The organism is Noviherbaspirillum sp. (genome assembly GCF_036846085.1).
Taxonomy (GTDB): Bacteria; Pseudomonadota; Gammaproteobacteria; order Burkholderiales; family Burkholderiaceae_D; genus Noviherbaspirillum.
Map to the genome: position 1 here is coordinate 1 of NZ_DAIUCO010000014.1, position 17,107 is coordinate 17,107.

16 protein-coding genes and 1 other RNA gene are annotated in these 17,107 nt (G+C 55.6%); 5 read left to right on the forward strand and 12 right to left on the reverse strand.

Annotated features, from left to right (window positions below; translation table 11 throughout):
* The 12 genes from V7080_RS02920 to gyrA form a co-directional block, all read right to left on the reverse strand.
* Positions 1-718: UDP-glucose dehydrogenase family protein (locus tag V7080_RS02920; protein ID WP_334186899.1), on the reverse strand; the 718-nt coding region annotated here is incomplete at its 3' end.
* Between the two features lie 34 nt (positions 719-752).
* Positions 753-1,928 (reverse strand): lipopolysaccharide assembly protein LapB, encoded by a 1,176-nt coding sequence (gene lapB / locus V7080_RS02925; protein ID WP_334186900.1) that lies wholly within the window; start codon positions 1,926-1,928, stop codon positions 753-755.
* Between the two features lie 22 nt (positions 1,929-1,950).
* Positions 1,951-2,265 carry a LapA family protein gene (locus V7080_RS02930; RefSeq protein ID WP_334186901.1) on the reverse strand — a complete coding sequence of 105 codons (315 nt, stop codon included), beginning with the start codon at positions 2,263-2,265 and terminating at the stop codon, positions 1,951-1,953.
* 187 nt (positions 2,266-2,452) lie between these two features.
* Positions 2,453-2,758 (reverse strand): integration host factor subunit beta, encoded by a 306-nt coding sequence (locus V7080_RS02935; protein WP_334186902.1) that lies wholly within the window; start codon positions 2,756-2,758, stop codon positions 2,453-2,455.
* A 17-nt stretch (positions 2,759-2,775) separates the two neighbouring features.
* Complete coding sequence (gene rpsA / locus V7080_RS02940) at positions 2,776-4,485, reverse strand: 30S ribosomal protein S1 (protein WP_334186903.1); 1,710 nt, start codon at positions 4,483-4,485, stop codon at positions 2,776-2,778.
* A gap of 141 nt (positions 4,486-4,626) precedes the next feature.
* Positions 4,627-5,301 carry a (d)CMP kinase gene (cmk, locus tag V7080_RS02945; protein WP_334186904.1) on the reverse strand — a complete coding sequence of 225 codons (675 nt, stop codon included), beginning with the start codon at positions 5,299-5,301 and terminating at the stop codon, positions 4,627-4,629.
* Between the two features lie 74 nt (positions 5,302-5,375).
* The gene (gene aroA, locus V7080_RS02950) at positions 5,376-6,701 is read right to left on the reverse strand and encodes a 3-phosphoshikimate 1-carboxyvinyltransferase (protein ID WP_334186905.1); all 1,326 of its coding nucleotides are present in this window, start codon (positions 6,699-6,701) and stop codon (positions 5,376-5,378) included.
* Positions 6,701-7,600: a prephenate dehydrogenase gene (locus V7080_RS02955; RefSeq protein ID WP_334186933.1), complete on the reverse strand. Its 900-nt coding sequence runs from the start codon at positions 7,598-7,600 to the stop codon at positions 6,701-6,703. Before V7080_RS02955 ends, aroA begins: the two co-directional genes overlap by 1 nt.
* A 9-nt stretch (positions 7,601-7,609) precedes the next feature.
* On the reverse strand, positions 7,610-8,716 hold the full coding sequence (gene hisC / locus V7080_RS02960; RefSeq protein WP_334186906.1) for a histidinol-phosphate transaminase: 1,107 nt from the start codon (positions 8,714-8,716) through the stop codon (positions 7,610-7,612).
* Positions 8,717-8,814: 98 nt separating this feature from the next.
* Complete coding sequence (gene pheA, locus V7080_RS02965; RefSeq protein WP_334186907.1) at positions 8,815-9,888, reverse strand: prephenate dehydratase; 1,074 nt, start codon at positions 9,886-9,888, stop codon at positions 8,815-8,817.
* Positions 9,889-9,918: 30 nt separating this feature from the next.
* Complete coding sequence (serC, locus tag V7080_RS02970; RefSeq protein ID WP_334186908.1) at positions 9,919-11,022, reverse strand: 3-phosphoserine/phosphohydroxythreonine transaminase; 1,104 nt, start codon at positions 11,020-11,022, stop codon at positions 9,919-9,921.
* Positions 11,019-13,631 carry a DNA gyrase subunit A gene (gene gyrA / locus V7080_RS02975; RefSeq protein ID WP_334186909.1) on the reverse strand — a complete coding sequence of 871 codons (2,613 nt, stop codon included), beginning with the start codon at positions 13,629-13,631 and terminating at the stop codon, positions 11,019-11,021. Before gyrA ends, serC begins: the two co-directional genes overlap by 4 nt.
* A 341-nt stretch (positions 13,632-13,972) precedes the next feature.
* Here gyrA and V7080_RS02980 point away from each other — a divergent pair, with 341 nt between their 5' ends.
* From V7080_RS02980 to ssrA, 5 genes are all read left to right on the forward strand, one after another.
* Positions 13,973-14,200 carry a hypothetical protein gene (locus tag V7080_RS02980; RefSeq protein ID WP_334186910.1) on the forward strand — a complete coding sequence of 76 codons (228 nt, stop codon included), beginning with the start codon at positions 13,973-13,975 and terminating at the stop codon, positions 14,198-14,200.
* A gap of 185 nt (positions 14,201-14,385) precedes the next feature.
* Positions 14,386-15,036 (forward strand): outer membrane protein OmpA, encoded by a 651-nt coding sequence (gene ompA, locus V7080_RS02985; RefSeq protein WP_334186911.1) that lies wholly within the window; start codon positions 14,386-14,388, stop codon positions 15,034-15,036.
* A 104-nt stretch (positions 15,037-15,140) separates the two neighbouring features.
* Complete coding sequence (gene ubiG, locus V7080_RS02990; RefSeq protein WP_334186912.1) at positions 15,141-15,836, forward strand: bifunctional 2-polyprenyl-6-hydroxyphenol methylase/3-demethylubiquinol 3-O-methyltransferase UbiG; 696 nt, start codon at positions 15,141-15,143, stop codon at positions 15,834-15,836.
* 62 nt (positions 15,837-15,898) lie between these two features.
* Entirely contained in the window at positions 15,899-16,567 is a 669-nt protein-coding gene (locus V7080_RS02995) for an HAD family hydrolase (protein WP_334186913.1), read from the forward strand.
* A 52-nt stretch (positions 16,568-16,619) separates the two neighbouring features.
* Positions 16,620-16,996, forward strand: a transfer-messenger RNA (tmRNA) gene (gene ssrA / locus V7080_RS03000).
* The last annotated feature ends 111 nt before the right edge of the window (positions 16,997-17,107 follow it).

Sequence of the window (17,107 nt, forward strand, 5' to 3'; positions counted from 1 at the left end):
CGCCGACCTTGTCGGCGAGATTGGCCAGTTCATTCATGAAGGAGATGCGTGTCGCCAGCATGGCGTTGGCGGCGTACTTCGTAAATTCCGCGGAGCGCACGTCCATCCAGAAAGTACGTTCCCGATTCCGATTGAACGGAGAATAAAGCGTTCGCATCATTGTCCGTGCTTTTTCATCCTCGGGCCGATCGTCGCAGCCGATCACGATACGGTCGGGGCGCATGAAATCTTCAACAGCAGCCCCCTCCTTCAAAAACTCCGGGTTCGACACCACGGAAAACGCAGCGTCGCTCCCGCGTTCCTCGATTTCCGCGCGGACTACCTCGCGCACTTTGTCCGCTGTCCCCACCGGCACTGTCGACTTGTTGACGATTGCCCGAAACCCGTTCATGTGCCTGCCGATATTGCGTGCCGCCGCAAGGACATACTGCAGATCGGCTGAGCCGTCTTCATCCGGCGGCGTGCCGACCGCAATGAATTGGATATCGCCATGCGCTACGGCAGCCGCCACATCAGTGGAAAAAGTCAACCGGCCTGCTGCATGGTTGCGCACAACCAATTCCAACAGACCCGGTTCATGGATCGTAATCTTCCCGGCATTAAGCTGTTCGATCTTGTCCGGATCGATATCGAGACAAAATACATCGTTACCGACTTCCGCGAGACAGGCTCCGGTGACCAATCCAACATAGCCGGTGCCGATGATCGATATTTTCATTGAAGGTTAGATGGTCGATAAAAGGTTGAGGGTTTCAATTCATAACATTCAACTCTTCAGTACGACGGGGCGGATAGGTTTCCCATTGGCTGCAGCCGGGGCACTGCCAGTAAAACTGGCGCGCCTTGAAGCCGCATTGGCTGCATTGATACCTTGCGAGCTTTTGGGTGTAGCCATGCACCAGATTTTTCACCATGGTGAGTTCCGGCCACATCTCCGGTGGTGCATCCATCAGACGCGCCTCCAGCAATTTATCCAATCCCAGCAACGTCGGCGTCCGACGCACCTCATCGCTGATGAGTTGCTTTGCCGCATCAACGCCATCAAGCTCCATGACGGCCTTGAAGACAACTTCCAGCAAGTCGATCGACGATGCTTCGGCCAGGTAATTCTTGAGCAGATTGACGCCTTCCTGCGGCCTGCCTACCGCCCGATAGCCGTCCATCAACCGCTGCGCCACGAGGGCGACATGCGGGACGCTCTGGTGCTCCACCCGCCGCCATGCAAGCAGTGCCGCCTCGGTATCGCCCTTTGACAGATACGCGTCACCCATCAACATGGTGGCGCGTACGTTTTTACGATCCGCGGCAAGCGATTTCTCCAGCAGGGCCAAGGCTGCATCCGTATGGGTATGCACCAGCTCATCCTGTGCTAGCTCGCAATAGAACTGTGCGATCTCTTTCTGCCGCCCGCCTGCGCCCGACTCCTGCAGCGCCACCGCGGCTTCAATGGCGCGAGTCCATTCTTTCTCCCGCTGGTAAATCTCAAGCAACGCACGCCTGGCCTGGGCGCTGTACTGGGTTTCGACAAGACGATTGAAGGTTTCTTCCGCGCGATCGAGCAATCCGGCTTTCAAATAGTCCTGCCCAAGCTCGTACTGCGAATGCACCTGGTACTCCAACGGTAAATCGGGTCGGGCAAGCAGGTTTTGATGTACGCGAATCGCGCGCTCGATTTCTCCGCGTCGCCGGAACAGATTCCCGAGTGCGAAGTGGAGGTCGACGGTTTCAGGATCGAGTTTGACTATTTCAATGAACGCGTCGATCGCCTTGTCCGGCTGCTCGTTCAGCAAAAAATTCAACCCTTTGAAATATCCGCGCGGCAAAGTGCGGGATTCGGATACCAACTGGTTGATGTCAACGCGCGCTGCAATCCAGCCCAGGCCGAAAAATACGGGGATGACAAGCAGCCACCAGGTTTCGAATTCCATGGATGTTCGTGTTCTTGAAGAATTAGTGACTGATTACCGCATCGGGTTGCGGTGGCTGGGTTCGGGCAAGGCGTTGCGCATCCTGCTCCTTTTGCATGATTTCATTCAGTTTCCGGCTATTCGTCAGATCGCGTCGATGGCGCAATACGGTTGGGGTCATCGCCAATACACCCAGTACCGCTCCTACCGAGAAGAACGACAGGAGCATGAGGATCAGGGGACCACGCACCTCGTAATCCAGGAAAAAGCGAAGCGTTGCTTCCTGCGTATTTTTCAATGCAAAGCCGAAAAAGACGATGAACAGGACGACTGAAACAACTCGAAATATCAATTTCATGCAATGTATCCCTCAATGATTTTTGTATAGCATCAGCTGAAAGAACTAATGCTGGAATGCATGGATCGCGTGAAATTGTACGTGAAAAAAAACGGCATCCGTAGATGCCGTTTTTTCATCCGCATAGGAAGCGGACTAAAACCGAAGAAACGACAGGCGGCCCTGGAAAAGTAACCGCCTGGTATGACTAATCTTCCTTGATCGGCTGCCCAACCATCGCATCGACCCGTTCGCGCAATTCCTTACCGGGTTTGAAATGAGGCACCCGCTTTTCAGGCACCATCACTTTGTCACCCGACTTGGGATTGCGGCCAATGCGAGGTGGTCGGCTATTGAGCGCAAAACTTCCGAAACCTCGTATCTCGATGCGCTGGCCGCTTGCCAGAGCAGAGGCCATCGCATCGAGTATGGCTTTCACCACGTAATCCGCATCCTTTGCTACAAGTTGCGGATAACGCTCGGCCAGAAGGGCAATCAGTTCCGACTTTGTCATTAATCGACTCGACGAATTTATTGCTTGTTATCGAGCTTGGCTTTCAGCAACGCGCCCAGGCTGGTGGTGCCCGATGCTGCATTGGAGTCCGCAGACATCTTTTGCATTGCTTCCTGCGTTTCGACATTGTCTTTTGCCTTGATCGACAACTGGATGCTGCGTGCCTTGCGATCAATGTTGATCACAGCGGCTTCGATCTTGTCGCCGACTTTCAGATGCGTACCGGCATCTTCCACGCGATCGCGGGAGATTTCGGAAGCGCGCAGATAGCCTTCGACTTCATCCGACAACTGGATCACGGCGCCCTTCGGCTCGACCGACTTGACGGTGCCCGAAACAATCGCGCCCTTGTCGTTCATGGCTGCGAAGTTGTTGAACGGATCGCCTTCCAGCTGCTTCACGCCCAGAGAGACGCGCTCGCGCTCGACATCGATTGCCAGCACGATGGCTTCCAGTTCGTCGCCCTTCTTGAAACGGCGAACTGCTTCTTCACCGGTTTCGGTCCAGGAGAGATCGGACAGGTGAACCAGGCCATCGATGTTGCCAGGCAGGCCGATGAAGACGCCAAAGTCGGTGATCGACTTGATCGCACCGCGAACCTTGTCGCCCTTCTTGTGGCTGATGGCGAAGTCGTCCCATGGATTCGGCTTGCACTGCTTCATGCCGAGGGAAATACGGCGACGCTCTTCGTCGATGTCCAGAACCATGACTTCCACTTCGTCGCCCAACTGGACAACCTTGTTCGGAGCAACGTTCTTGTTGGTCCAGTCCATTTCGGACACGTGCACCAGGCCTTCGATGCCCTGCTCGACTTCCACGAACGCGCCGTAGTCGGTCAGGTTCGTGACCTTGCCGAACAGGCGTGTGCCTTGCGGATAACGACGGGACAGACCGGTCCACGGATCGTCGCCCAATTGCTTGACGCCCAGCGAGACGCGATTCTTTTCCTGGTCGTACTTGAGGACTTTTGCGGTGATTTCCTGGCCGACGGACAACACTTCGGATGGATGACGCACACGACGCCATGCCAGGTCGGTGATGTGCAGCAGGCCGTCGATGCCGCCCAGGTCGACGAACGCACCGTAGTCGGTGATGTTCTTGACGACGCCGGTCACAACAGTGCCTTCTTTCAAGGTTTCCATCAGTTTCTGGCGCTCTTCGCCCATCGATGCCTCGATGACGGCGCGGCGCGACAGCACGACGTTGTTGCGCTTGCGGTCCAGCTTGATGACCTTGAATTCCATGGTCTTGCCTTCGTACGGCGTGGTGTCCTTCACCGGGCGGGTGTCAACCAGCGAACCCGGGAGGAATGCACGAATGCCGTTCGTCAGCACGGTCAGGCCGCCCTTGACCTTGCCATTGACGGTGCCGGTTACGATTTCGCCGGACTCCATCGCTTTTTCCAGCGAGAGCCACGAGGCGAGACGCTTGGCCTTGTCGCGCGACAGGATGGTATCGCCGAAGCCATTTTCGAGCGATTCGATCGCAACCGAAATGAAATCACCTACATTGACTTCGAGTTCGCCATTGTCGTTCTTGAACTCTTCGATGGGGATGAAGGCTTCAGATTTCAGACCGGCGTTGACGATCACGAAGTTGTGATCCAGACGAACGACTTCAGCCGAAATCACTTCACCGGAGCGCATGTCCTGACGGGACAACGACTCTTCGAAGAGAGCGGCAAAACTTTCCATACCAGATGCAGGGGATGCAGAAACTGTAGACATAGATTTAGACAGGTTAGCCAATTCATGTCGCGGAATGCGACAGATATTGGGTTAAGTTAATCAACATCCGGCCAGGCCTTGCGCCCGGACGGACACCAACAGGTACTACTTTGGGTGCCAATCGTACTTGTTAGCACGCATTCACACAGATTTTTTTACGGCAGCATAGTGCCGCAACACACATTCGACAGCTTCTTCCGCGGTCATGCCGGACGTATCCAGCACATGTGCATCTCCCGCCGGCTTTAAAGGAGCAATTGCCCGTTTTGAATCGCGTTCGTCACGCTCTCTCAAATCCTTCAGAAGGTCTTGCATATTAGCAGAAAAACCCTTGTCAATCAATTGCTTATATCGGCGTTGCGCTCGCGCTTCAACACTTGCGGTCAGGAATATCTTGAGTACCGCATGGGGGAAAATCACCGTCCCCATGTCTCGGCCGTCGGCGACCAATCCCGGTGTCGTACGAAAACCGAGCTGCAGGCCGACCAATGCATGCCGCACTGTCGGCAGCGCGGCGATCTTGGATGCAGTATTGCCAACGTCCTCGGCACGTATTGCGGACGTGACGTTTTCATTGGCGAGCCATACTTCCTCGCCGACGAAACGACAGGGAAGCCCGGCGGCCAGCTTCGCAAGCGCATGTTCGTCTTTCAAGTCGATTCCACGCCGCAATGCAGACAAAGCGGTGAGGCGATACAAGGCTCCCGAATCAAGATAATGAAAACCAAGGCGCTGTGCGACTCGGTGCGCCACTGTGCCCTTGCCCGAAGCCGTGGGGCCGTCTACGGCGATAACCGGAACGCTAGTTGTATTCATATCAACATCCGAAAAAGCGAAAAGATGTGCGGCGGCAGGCTGACCGCTTGCCGATATGCTTCGACATCGCAACGCTAAATTAAATCGTTGCGTGCAATTTTTTTGAACGCATCGAAATAAGCCGGAAATGTTTTTGCAACACACTTCGGATCGTTGATCCGGATCGCGTTGCCCTTGCGTGCGGCGCCGTCCAGTGACGCAAGCGAAAAACACATGGCCATACGATGGTCGTCGTAGGTATCGATGGCGGCTGCCCGGATCGATGTCGGCGGCACGATGCGCAGGTAATCCGCTCCCTCTTCCACTGTCGCTCCCAGTTTGCGCAGCTCGGTTGCCATTGCCGATATGCGGTCGGTCTCCTTCACGCGCCAGCTACCGATATTGCGTAGCCGGCTAGGGCCGTCTGCGTAGAGTGCGGCGACTGCAATCGTCATTGCCGCATCGGGAATGTGGTTGAAGTCGGCATCGATGGCCTTCAATTGGCCATTGGACGAGGCCTCTATCCAATTGTCGCCGAGCGTAATCGTTGCGCCCATCTGCTCGAGCGCATCTACAAATCGCACATCTCCCTGGATACTCCCGCGGCCGACTCCTTCCACCCGGACAGGTCCACCGGCAATAGCTCCGGCGGCGAGAAAGTACGACGCGGAAGATGCGTCTCCCTCGACATGGATGGTGTCGGGACTGACGTACGTTTGCCCTGCCGGCACGGTGAACCGCTGCCAGTCCTCGCGCTCGACCTTAACGCCGAAGCGGCGCATCAGATTAAGCGTGATGTCGATATACGGCTTGGAAATCAGCTCACCGATAACGTCGATGGTGACCGGCTGGTCTTTTGCCATCAATGGCGATGCCATCAGCAATGCAGTCAGGAATTGACTGGAGACATTGCCGCGAACCTGCATGCGTTGTGCTTGTATTTGACCGCGCTGGATGTGCAGTGGCGGGTAGCCGGGCTCGCCGGTATAGCTGATGCGCGCGCCGATCGCATTGAGCGCATCAACGAGATCGCCGATGGGGCGTTCGTGCATGCGTGAAACGCCGTGCAGCGAATAATCGCCGCCGATGACCGCCAATGCAGCGGTGAGCGGCCGGATCGCCGTCCCTGCATTGCCCATGAACAGGTCTGCCTGATGTACCGGCAGTACTCCGCCGCAGCCATGCAGGAGATACTCTTGCGTATCGCCTGCCTGCTCCCATCGAACACCAAGTTTTTGCAATGCCGTCAGCATGACATGGGTATCGTCGGATGCGAGCAGGTCGAAGATGCGCGTCGATCCGGTTGCCAGTGCGGACAGCAGCAATGTGCGGTTGGAGATGCTCTTGGATCCCGGCAGGCGGACGACGCCCTGCGCCCGCATGGCCGGCGCGAGGTCAAGATGATCGGGGTACTGCTTCATTAATCGCCGCCTTCCTTGTTCTGTTGTTCCGCCGCTTCGATTGTGGAAATCCAGTTTTGCCTTGCACGCTGCGCATTGGCATAGACCGATTCGATCGCCGCGCCGTCTGATTGCGCAAGATGATGTCGCAACCGTGAGAGCTGCGCCATATAGGCATCCAGTTCGCCGAGCAGCGCCGCCTGGTTCGCCAGCGAAATATCGCGCCACATCTCCGGTGATGAACCGGCGATCCGGGTGAAATCCCGAAAGCCGCTCGCTGCATACTGGAACAGCAGCGAGGCATGCGATTTCTTCGCGATGTCATCGACCAACGCATAGGCAAGCAGATGCGGAAGATGACTGACGGCGGCAAAGACCTTGTCATGCTCCTGCGGCGTCAGGCGATGAATGATTGCCCCGCAACGCTCCCAGGCCGCAGCAACCCTCGCAACCGCGTCGGCCGGGTTTTCCGGCAACGGTGCAAGAACAACCTTCTTGCCGACGTAGAGATCGACGATCGCCGCATCCGGCCCATTTGTTTCGCGACCGGCGATCGGATGACCAGGAACGAATTGCGCCACTTTTTCGCCCAGGGATTCGCGGGCAGCGACAACCACGTCCGTCTTGGTGCTGCCGGCATCGGTCACCACCGTGCCTGGTTGCAGGTAGGGCTTGATCGATGCGAGGATATTTCCAGTCTGGGCCACCGGCGCGGCAATCAGCACCAGATCCGCGCCTTGCACAGCGTCGGCGGCCGAGGTGCTGATGCTGTCGATAATGCCCAATTGCCTTGCGCGCTCCAGCGATGCGGCCGTCCGCCCGACACCGACAATCTCGTCGACAACGCCTGCCTTCTTGAGCGCAAGGGCAAAGGAGCCGCCGATCAGGCCGACACCGAAAATCGCGATTTTTCGGAACACCACGTTCGCTCAGCCGAGAATGTCTTTGAGCGCTGCGATGAAAGCCGCATTTTCCTGCGGCAGTCCGATCGAGATGCGCAACCATTGGGGCAATCCATAATTGCCCACCGGGCGGACAATCACGCCTTTTTTAAGCAATTCGAGGTTGATCCGGGCACCGGCGCCGTCATCGTTCCCCACGCGGACCAACACGAAATTACCACAGGACGGCACGTACTCCAGCCCCATCTCTTCAAACGCACGGGTAAGCTGCGCGTACCCTTCTGCGTTCAATCGTGCGCTTTTCTGCAGGAAATCTTTGTCATTCAATGCCGCCACAGCGGCTGCTTGTGCCATCGAATTCACGTTAAATGGCTGCCGGATACGATTGAGCAGATCCGTCAGCGCCGGTTGTGCGATACCGAATCCGACACGCAGCCCCGCAAGGCCATAGGCTTTGGACATGGTGCGGGACACGAGCAGGTTTGGATATTCCCTTACCCATGAGATCGACTCGTACTGCAGGGACGCATCGAGGTATTCGTTGTATGCCTCGTCGAGTACCACCACGACGTTGGAGGGTACCTCCTTGAGAAAGGCGGCAATTTCCTGCTCGGGGACAAAAGTCCCGGTCGGATTATTCGGATTGGCAATGAATATCAGCTTGGTGTCGGCCGCGATTGCAGCGGCCATCGCCGGCAGGTCATGCCCGAAATTCCTTGCCGGCACGACGAGCGCACGCCCACCGACGGCTTGGGTCGCGAGCGCATACACCGCGAATGAGTACTGCGAATACACCACGGATTGACCGGTCTGTACCAGCGCATGGGCGGCAAGTTCGAGAATGTCGTTGCTGCCATTTCCCAACGTAATCCAGTCTTGTGGAACGCCATACTTTTTCGAGATTGCCGCTTTCAGCTCGAAACCATTCGAATCCGGGTAGCGCCCGATATCGGCCACCGCAGCCAGCATCGCCTGCCTCGCCGAGTCCGGCATGCCAAGCGGATTCTCATTCGATGCAAGTTTGACGATGCTGGCTTCGTCGAGGCCGAATTCACGTGCCACTTCGGAAATCGGTTTGCCGCCCTGGTAAGGAGCTATCGCGCGCACGTATTCGGGACCGAACTGAATAGACATGATGGATTCCACTAAAAATTAGTCAGCTGGAAGCAGCCAGCGATACGGCAGTATGACGCCGATGTCCATCGACGCCGCATACGGAAAATGGTTTTGAATCACTGGCTGAACGGATAAGAACCGAGCACCTTGAAGAAGGCGGCATTCTGCTTCAATGCGGCCAGCGCCTTGGCGACATGCTCTTCACGCGCATGCCCTTCGACGTCCACATAGAAGTAATACTCCCAGGTGCCGATGCGGGCCGGACGCGATTCAAAGCGCGTCATGGAAACGCCATGCTCCGCCAACGGTGCAAGCAGATTGTGCACGGCGCCGGCGCGATTGGGAACAGCCAGCACCAGCGACGTCTGGTCCTTGCCGCTCGGCGTCGGCTGCATGCGGCCGACCACCGCGAAACGGGTGCGGTTATGCGGGTCGTCCTGCACGTGCGCCTGTACTACGCCCAGGTTGTATTTTTGACCTGCGATTTCTCCGGCGATCGCTGCCGCCGTCGGATCGTCGCTGGCTATCCTTGCCGCTTCGCCGTTTGACGCAACCGCCTGCCGCTCGATATTGGGGTAATGCTGGTTCAACCATACCTGGCACTGGGCAAGCGCTTGCGAATGCGCGCAAATACGCTTGATACCGTCCATGGAACCGCTTTTTGTCATCAGGCTGTGGTGCACCGGGATTGACAGCTCGCCGCTAATGGACAAGGTTGTCTGAAGCAACAGGTCAAGCGTCCGGTTGATCGCCCCCTCGGAGGAGTTTTCTACCGGCACTACGCCGAAATCGGCGGTTCCCGCTTCGGCAGCACGAAATACTTCATCAATGGACGCACAGGGCATCCCTTCGACCGCGTGACCGAATTGCTGATATACCGCCTGCTCGCTGAATGTGCCGACCGGCCCGAGATAGGCAACCGTCACGCGCCTTTCCAGCGCACGGCATGCTGACATGATTTCACGAAATATTGTCCGCACATCGCCGCTATGCAGCGGACCGGGATTTCGCGCCGCCACACTGCCGAGCACCTGGGCTTCGCGTTCGGGGCGGAATACAGGCGCGTTGGTTTCCGCCTTGACATGGCCGACCTGCTGGGCGACACGGGCACGCTGGTTCAGCAGATCAAGGATTTGCGCATCGATTGCGTCGATCTGCTCGCGCAAGGGTTTGAGTTTATCGTCGCTCATACACTTAACAGGCAATGTAACGGAAGGCTTTCAGCCGTATTTTTTCTCGAAGTCTTTGAGATAACCAATCAGCGCCTGCACGCCTTCAACCGGCATCGCATTGTATATGGACGCGCGCATGCCGCCGACGGATTTATGGCCTTTCAACTGCAATAACTGCCGCTCTTTCGCGCCGGCGAGAAAAGTGTCGTTGAGCGATTCGTCCGACAGATAGAACGGCACGTTCATACGCGAACGGGAATCCCGCGCAACGTTATTGCGGTAAAACCCAGTCGAATCGAGATAATCGTAAAGCAATGCTGCTTTCGCGATATTCCTCTGCTCCATCGCCTCCACGCCACCCTGCTTCTTCAGCCATTGAAATACCAGGCCGGCAATATAGATCGCGTAGGTTGGCGGGGTGTTGTACATGGAACTATTGTCGGCCACCATTTTCCAGTCGAAAGCCGATGGACATATTGGCAGTGCGTGCCCGATCAAATCATCCCGCACGATCACCAGCGTGACGCCTGCCGGCCCGATGTTTTTCTGTGCGCCGCCGAAAATCACGCCATATTTTGCTACGTCGATGGCACGTGACAGGATATGCGATGACATATCGGCAACGAGCGGGGCATTTCCCGTATCCGCAGCCACGTCCGGGGTGTACTGGAACTCGACCCCGTCGATCGTCTCATTGGTGCAGATATGCACATAGGCAGCGTCCTTCGACAGCTTCCATGTGTCACGCGGCGGGATGGCGGTAAATTTCTTTTCTTCGGACGAAGCGGCAACATTGGCTTTGCAATATTTCTTCGCTTCCTTGATGGACTTGCCGGACCATGACCCGGTATGGATGAAATCCACCACCGCGGGCTGCGATTTCCGGCCCACCAGATTCAACGGCACGATCGCATTTTCACCGATGCCGCCGCCTTGCAGAAAAAGCACCTGGTAATTGTGGGGAATCGCCAGGAGTTCCCGCACATCCTTTACCGCGGCCTCGTAAATCGAAATGAACTCTTTTCCGCGATGGCTCATTTCCATCACCGACATGCCGCTGCCGTGCCAGTCGAGCATCTCATCTGCGGCTTGACGCAGCACTTCCTGCGGCAGGACTGCCGGGCCGGCAGAGAAGTTATACACGCGGGTCATTCTTCCTCCGCGCCGCCAACATCTTCTTCGACATCCGACTCGACGATGCGCTGCAAACCGGAAAGCTTGGTGCCATCTTCCACGGCAATCAGCGTGACGCCCTGGGTTGCGCGGCCCATCTCGCGAATCTCCGCAACCCGTGTGCGGATGAGTACACCGCCGGTCGTGATCAGCATGATTTCGTCGCTCGGCTCGACCAGGGTCGCCGCAACCACCTTGCCGTTGCGCTCGCTGGTCTGGATCGCGATCATGCCCTTCGTGCCCCGGCCGTGACGGGTGTATTCGGTAATCGGAGTGCGTTTGCCGAAGCCGTTCTCGGTGGCCGTGAGGACCGATTGCTGCTCATTCTCCGCAACCAGCAGCGCGATTACCTGCTGACCTTCTTCAAGATTCATTCCCCGCACACCGCGCGCAGTCCGTCCCATGGGACGCACATCGTTTTCATCGAACCGCACAGCCTTGCCGGAATCCGAGAACAGCATTACATCATGCTTGCCATCCGTGAGCGCGGCACCAATCAGGAAATCCCCCTCATCCAGATCCACGGCAATAATGCCGGCCTTGCGGGGATTGCTGAACTCAGTCAACGGCGTCTTCTTCACCGTGCCGAGGCTGGTGCACATGAAGATGTAGTGATCTTCAGGGAATGTGCGATTCTCGCCTGACAGCGGCAACACGACGGTGATCTTCTCCCCGTCCTGCAGCGGGAACATGTTGACGATCGGCTTGCCGCGCGACGCGCGTGATCCTTGCGGCACTTCCCACACCTTGAGCCAGTACATCCGGCCGCGATTCGAGAAGCAAAGAATGTAATCGTGGGTATTGGCGATGAATAACTGATCGATCCAGTCATCTTCCTTCGTCGCCATTGCCTGCTTGCCCCGGCCGCCGCGTTTCTGCGCGCGATACTCCGAAACAGGCTGCGATTTCATATAGCCGGTGTGCGACAGGGTGACCACCATGTCCTGCGGCGTAATCAGGTCTTCCGTCCCCAGGTCAGTCGCATTCAACTCGATCTGCGAGCGGCGGACATCCTTGCCGCCGTCGCCATACTCGTTCTTGGCAGCCGAAAGCTCATCCGTGATGATGGTAGTGACACGCTCCGGACGCGCAAGGATATCGAGCAAGTCGGCGATTTCCGCCATCACGTCCTTATACTCATTGACGATCTTGTCCTGCTCGAGGCCTGTCAAACGCTGCAAACGCATCTGCAGGATTTCCTGCGCCTGATCATCGGACAACTTGTATAGACCGTCGCTTTGGATGCCATAGTGTTTTGGCAGGCTCTCCGGCCGGAAAGCGTCGATGCCACCGGCATTCTCGGCCCCTGTTCGCGCGAGCATTTCCCTGACCAGCGATGAATCCCATGAGCGCGTCATCAACTCGGCTTTCGCAATCGGCGGCGTCGGCGCTGCCTTGATGATGGCGATGAAGTCGTCGATATTGGCAAGTGCAACCGCCAGGCCTTCGAGCACATGGCCGCGCTCGCGTGCCTTGCGCAGTTCGAAGACGGTGCGCCGCGTCACCACTTCCCGTCGATGCGACAGGAAACACTCCAGCATCTGCTTCAGATTCAGCAACTTCGGCTGGCCGTCCACCAAGGCGACCATATTCATGCCGAAGGTATCCTGCAACTGCGTCTGCTTGTACAGGTTGTTGAGCACCACCTCGGGCACTTCGCCGCGCTTCAACTCGATGACGACACGCATACCGGACTTATCGGACTCGTCGCGAATATCCGAAATACCTTCCAGCTTCTTGTCCCGTACGAGTTCCGCGATCCGCTCCAGCAAGGACTTCTTGTTTACCTGGTATGGCAGTTCGTCGATGATGATGGCTGGACGGTTCTCCTTGCCGAATTCCTCGAAGTGGGTTTTTGCCCGCATGACGACACGGCCACGCCCCGTACGATAGCCATCGCGAACGCCCGATACGCCATAAATGATTCCGGCGGTTGGAAAATCAGGCGCGGGAATGAGTTCGATGAGTTCGTCAATCGTGCATTCTGGGCTTCGCAGCACATGCAATGCGCCGTTGATCACTTCGGTGATGTTGTGTGGAGGAATATTCGTCGCCATACCGACCGCGATACCGGACGAGCCGTTGATCAGCAGGTTCGGAATGCGGGTTGGGAGGACTGAGGGCTCTTTTTCCTTGCCGTCGTAATTTGGTACGAAATCGACTGTGTCCTTTTCGATGTCGGCAAGAATTTCACCGGCAATCTTATCCAGTCGGCACTCGGTATAGCGCATCGCCGCTGCATTGTCGCCATCGACCGATCCAAAATTCCCCTGACCATCCACCAGTGTGTAACGCAGTGAAAAGTCCTGTGCCATCCGCACCAGCGTGTCGTAAATCGACTGGTCGCCGTGCGGATGGTATTTACCCATCACTTCGCCTACGACGCGCGCGCACTTCACATAGGGACGATTCCACACATTATTCATTTCATGCATCGCAAATAAGACACGGCGATGCACAGGCTTGAGTCCGTCCCGCACGTCCGGCAATGCGCGTCCGACGATCACACTCATGGCGTAATCGAGATAACTCTTGCGCATCTCCTCTTCAAGAGAAATGGGGATTGTTTCTTTGGCGAATTGATCCATTGCGAGTCGGTTTTCTAGAGCGGAAGTTGGCTGGAGTTTGATGTATGAACAATCGACGACCGAGACACATCAAACATTGGATTTTAGCATGCGACGCCTTCCGAACGACTGCATTTGACACCGGGTATGCCCTGCTGCTGCGCAGTCTGCATGTTAAAAACGGCTGTCAAACTTAAAGACTATCAACGACTGAAATGAATAAAAATTTTGCAACAGAAATATAGGGAGCAAAATTGCAGAACAAAAAGTTGATAAAACTGCATGTGCAGTAAATTGCACAAATCACATAAATCGCAAAACAGAAGGGGAAAATCCTGACATCCAACGACCGCAAAATTGGTATGAATCAACTAAACGTCATTAATTACCGCAATCGAAAACTTGCACGTGGTAAACTTATCACTTGCCTTGCATTGGGTGGGCAGGTCACTATTAAGGCTCGTGATGTTTCAGTGAAATTGCGACTTGCCTATGAAAATCCTGCAGATTTGCAGGTTTTTTTTTGCAAAATCCATATGTTTTCGCGCATCCGTTGGATTAATACAACGGATATGCAAAAAGCGAGATAACTCCAAATAGCTGCATTCGCTCTATATCAAGCATATGGCAAAATGGAGTTAACTAAAGATCATTGCATGTGAACAACGTTATAAAATGATGATCTAATAGCATATGGTAGTATCGGTTCGTTTTATAAATGTTGTCTATTTGTTGCGCAGTTCATCTGCGGATATCTCCAACCAAGAGGAAAAATATGAATAATTTAGCAAAACTCGTCTTTGCTGCGTCCGCAGTCGTATCGTTCTCTGCATCAGCTCAGCAAGACATCAAAGCCGCATCCCCTGTCAGCGCATACGTGCAAGACAGCCGCGGCATCGTCGTCCGTGATCCGTTTGGTCTCTGCTGGCGCACAGGTTACTGGACACCTGCCGACGCAGTTCCAGGTTGCGACGGCGAACTCGTCAAGCCAGTAGCAGCACCAACGCCTGCCCCGGCACCGGCACCTGCCCCCGCACCGGCACCTGCTCCTGCACCTGTAGCACCGATTTCCGAAAAAGTGACATTCGCAGCCGATACCTTCTTCGACTTCGACAAGGCTGTCCTGAAACCGGACGGCAAAGCGAAGCTCGACGACCTCGCAGGCAAACTCAAAGGCATGAATCTCGAAGTCATCATCGCTGTCGGCCACACTGATTCGATCGGTAGCGACACGTACAACCAGAAGCTGTCGGTTCGCCGCGCTGAAGCTGTCAAAGCCTACATGGTTTCCAAGGGAATCGAAGCTAACCGTGTTTACACTGAAGGCAAGGGCGAGAAGCAACCAGTTGCTTCCAACCGCACCTCCGATGGCCGCGCGAAAAACCGCCGCGTTGAAATCGAAGTCGTCGGTACTCGTACCCGGTAATTCAACTGTTTGAATTCCAGCCCCGCTTCGGCGGGGTTTTTTTATGGCTGTCGCAATTCTCTCAATCCCAGCTGAAATTCCGCATTCCCGTTATGATCCAGAGTATGAACGCCGACCCCTTAGAACTGAAAAAATTTAGTGATCTTGCACACCGCTGGTGGGATCCGACATCCGAATTTCGCCCGCTCCATGAAATCAATCCATTGCGGCTTGAGTGGATCAATGCAAAGACCCCGCTTGCAGGCAAAACTGTGGTCGATGTTGGCTGTGGTGGCGGTATATTGGCGGAGTCCATGGCACACAAAGGAGCGCAGGTAACCGGCATCGATCTTTCCGAAAAGGCGCTGAAAGTCGCGGATCTTCACAGCCTGGAGTCAGGGATTGAAGTTCGCTATGAAATGATTTCAGCGGAGCAACTCGCGGAGCGGGAACCTGGGCGATATGATGTGGTGACTTGCATGGAAATGCTGGAGCATGTTCCCGATCCGGCTGCAGTGGTCCGAGCATGTGCGACGCTCGTAAAGCCAGGTGGCCATGTATTTTTTTCCACCATCAATCGCAATCCAAAATCATATTTGTTTGCAGTCATCGGCGCTGAATACGTGCTTCAGTTATTGCCGAAAGGAACGCATGACTACGCGAAGTTCATTACACCAGCCGAGCTAGCACAGTCCATTCGGAATGCAGGATTAACGTTGAATGGCTTCAAAGGCATGACATACAATCCTTTCACAAAAATATATTCACTCAATCAGGACACTGATGTGAATTATCTGGCGGCTTGCACACGCTCCGCATAACTCCCAAAGCGCCCGACTGAACACGGGGCGTCTCTGTTCGATACTTATACCTGCCAACCTGAATGCACTTAACAACTCCTCGCGCAATATTATTTGACCTCGACGGCACACTTGCAGATACCGCTCCCGATTTGACCGGCGCAATGAACAGATTGCGCGTCGCACGGGGCTTGCCGCCCACACCTTACGAAACGTTGCGCCCGGTGGCGTCAGCTGGAGCGAGAGGATTGATAGGTGCTGCGTTCGGACTGCAGCCCGGCGACGAGGAATACGAGGAGCTGAGAGTTGCCTTCCTCGACAACTATGCATCGGCGCTGGCGCAGGATAGCCAGTTGTTCGACGGAGTGCCTGCACTGCTTGAATCCCTCAGAGGTCTTGGCCTGGCATGGGGAATCGTGACCAATAAGGCGGCCCGATTCACTGATCCATTGGTGCCGTTGATCGGACTTCAGCAAGCCGGATGCGTGGTGTCCGGTGACACTACGCCACATGCAAAACCCCATCCTGCCCCGCTGCTGGAAGCGGCCAGCCGACTCGGCATGCGCCCCGGGGATTGCTGGTACGTTGGCGATGACTTGCGGGATATTCAGGCGGGCCAGGCCGCCGGCATGGCTACCATCGCGGCCGCCTGGGGTTATTGCGGGGATGCTCCGCCGGTGACCTGGAATGCCGATGCGGTTGCCGATTCCCCAATGCAACTCATTGAATTAATTCGGCGTCTCAGCTCTTGAATCTTGGGCATCAAGCCCAAGCTTATAGGCTACAATGGCAATACTGCTTATCGGGGGCGACCTGGTTTCGACAGGGGTTGCAAAGCAGCGCAGGGCATACCGAGGACTGGTTACCTCGTAAATACATCCAGAAATGCTTAAATGCAAACGATGAATCTTACGCTCTCGCAGCGTAAACCTCTAGAAACCTAAGAACTTTCTAGCTCTACACCGTTTCGTCCCTGGGGCGGGCTGGCAACAGCAGTAGAGTCATATACAGGGAATCGCGTTGCGTCGGGTCACTTGGCGTAACGTTAAACTTAGGTGACTCGCCTAGACGAAGCGTGTGCGTCCGCGTCGGCTGGGTTAAAACCAATTGGCAGCACTAAGTATGTAGAACTGTCTGTAGAGTGCTTCTGGACGCGGGTTCGATTCCCGCCGCCTCCACCATCAATGTTGTTCAAGTAGTTCAAAGAATGCCGAAAGCCTGTGTAAGCATCAATGCTCACACAGGCTTTTTGGTTTCTAATGCCCATGTCGGCGCAGTGTCAGTTCCCAAAT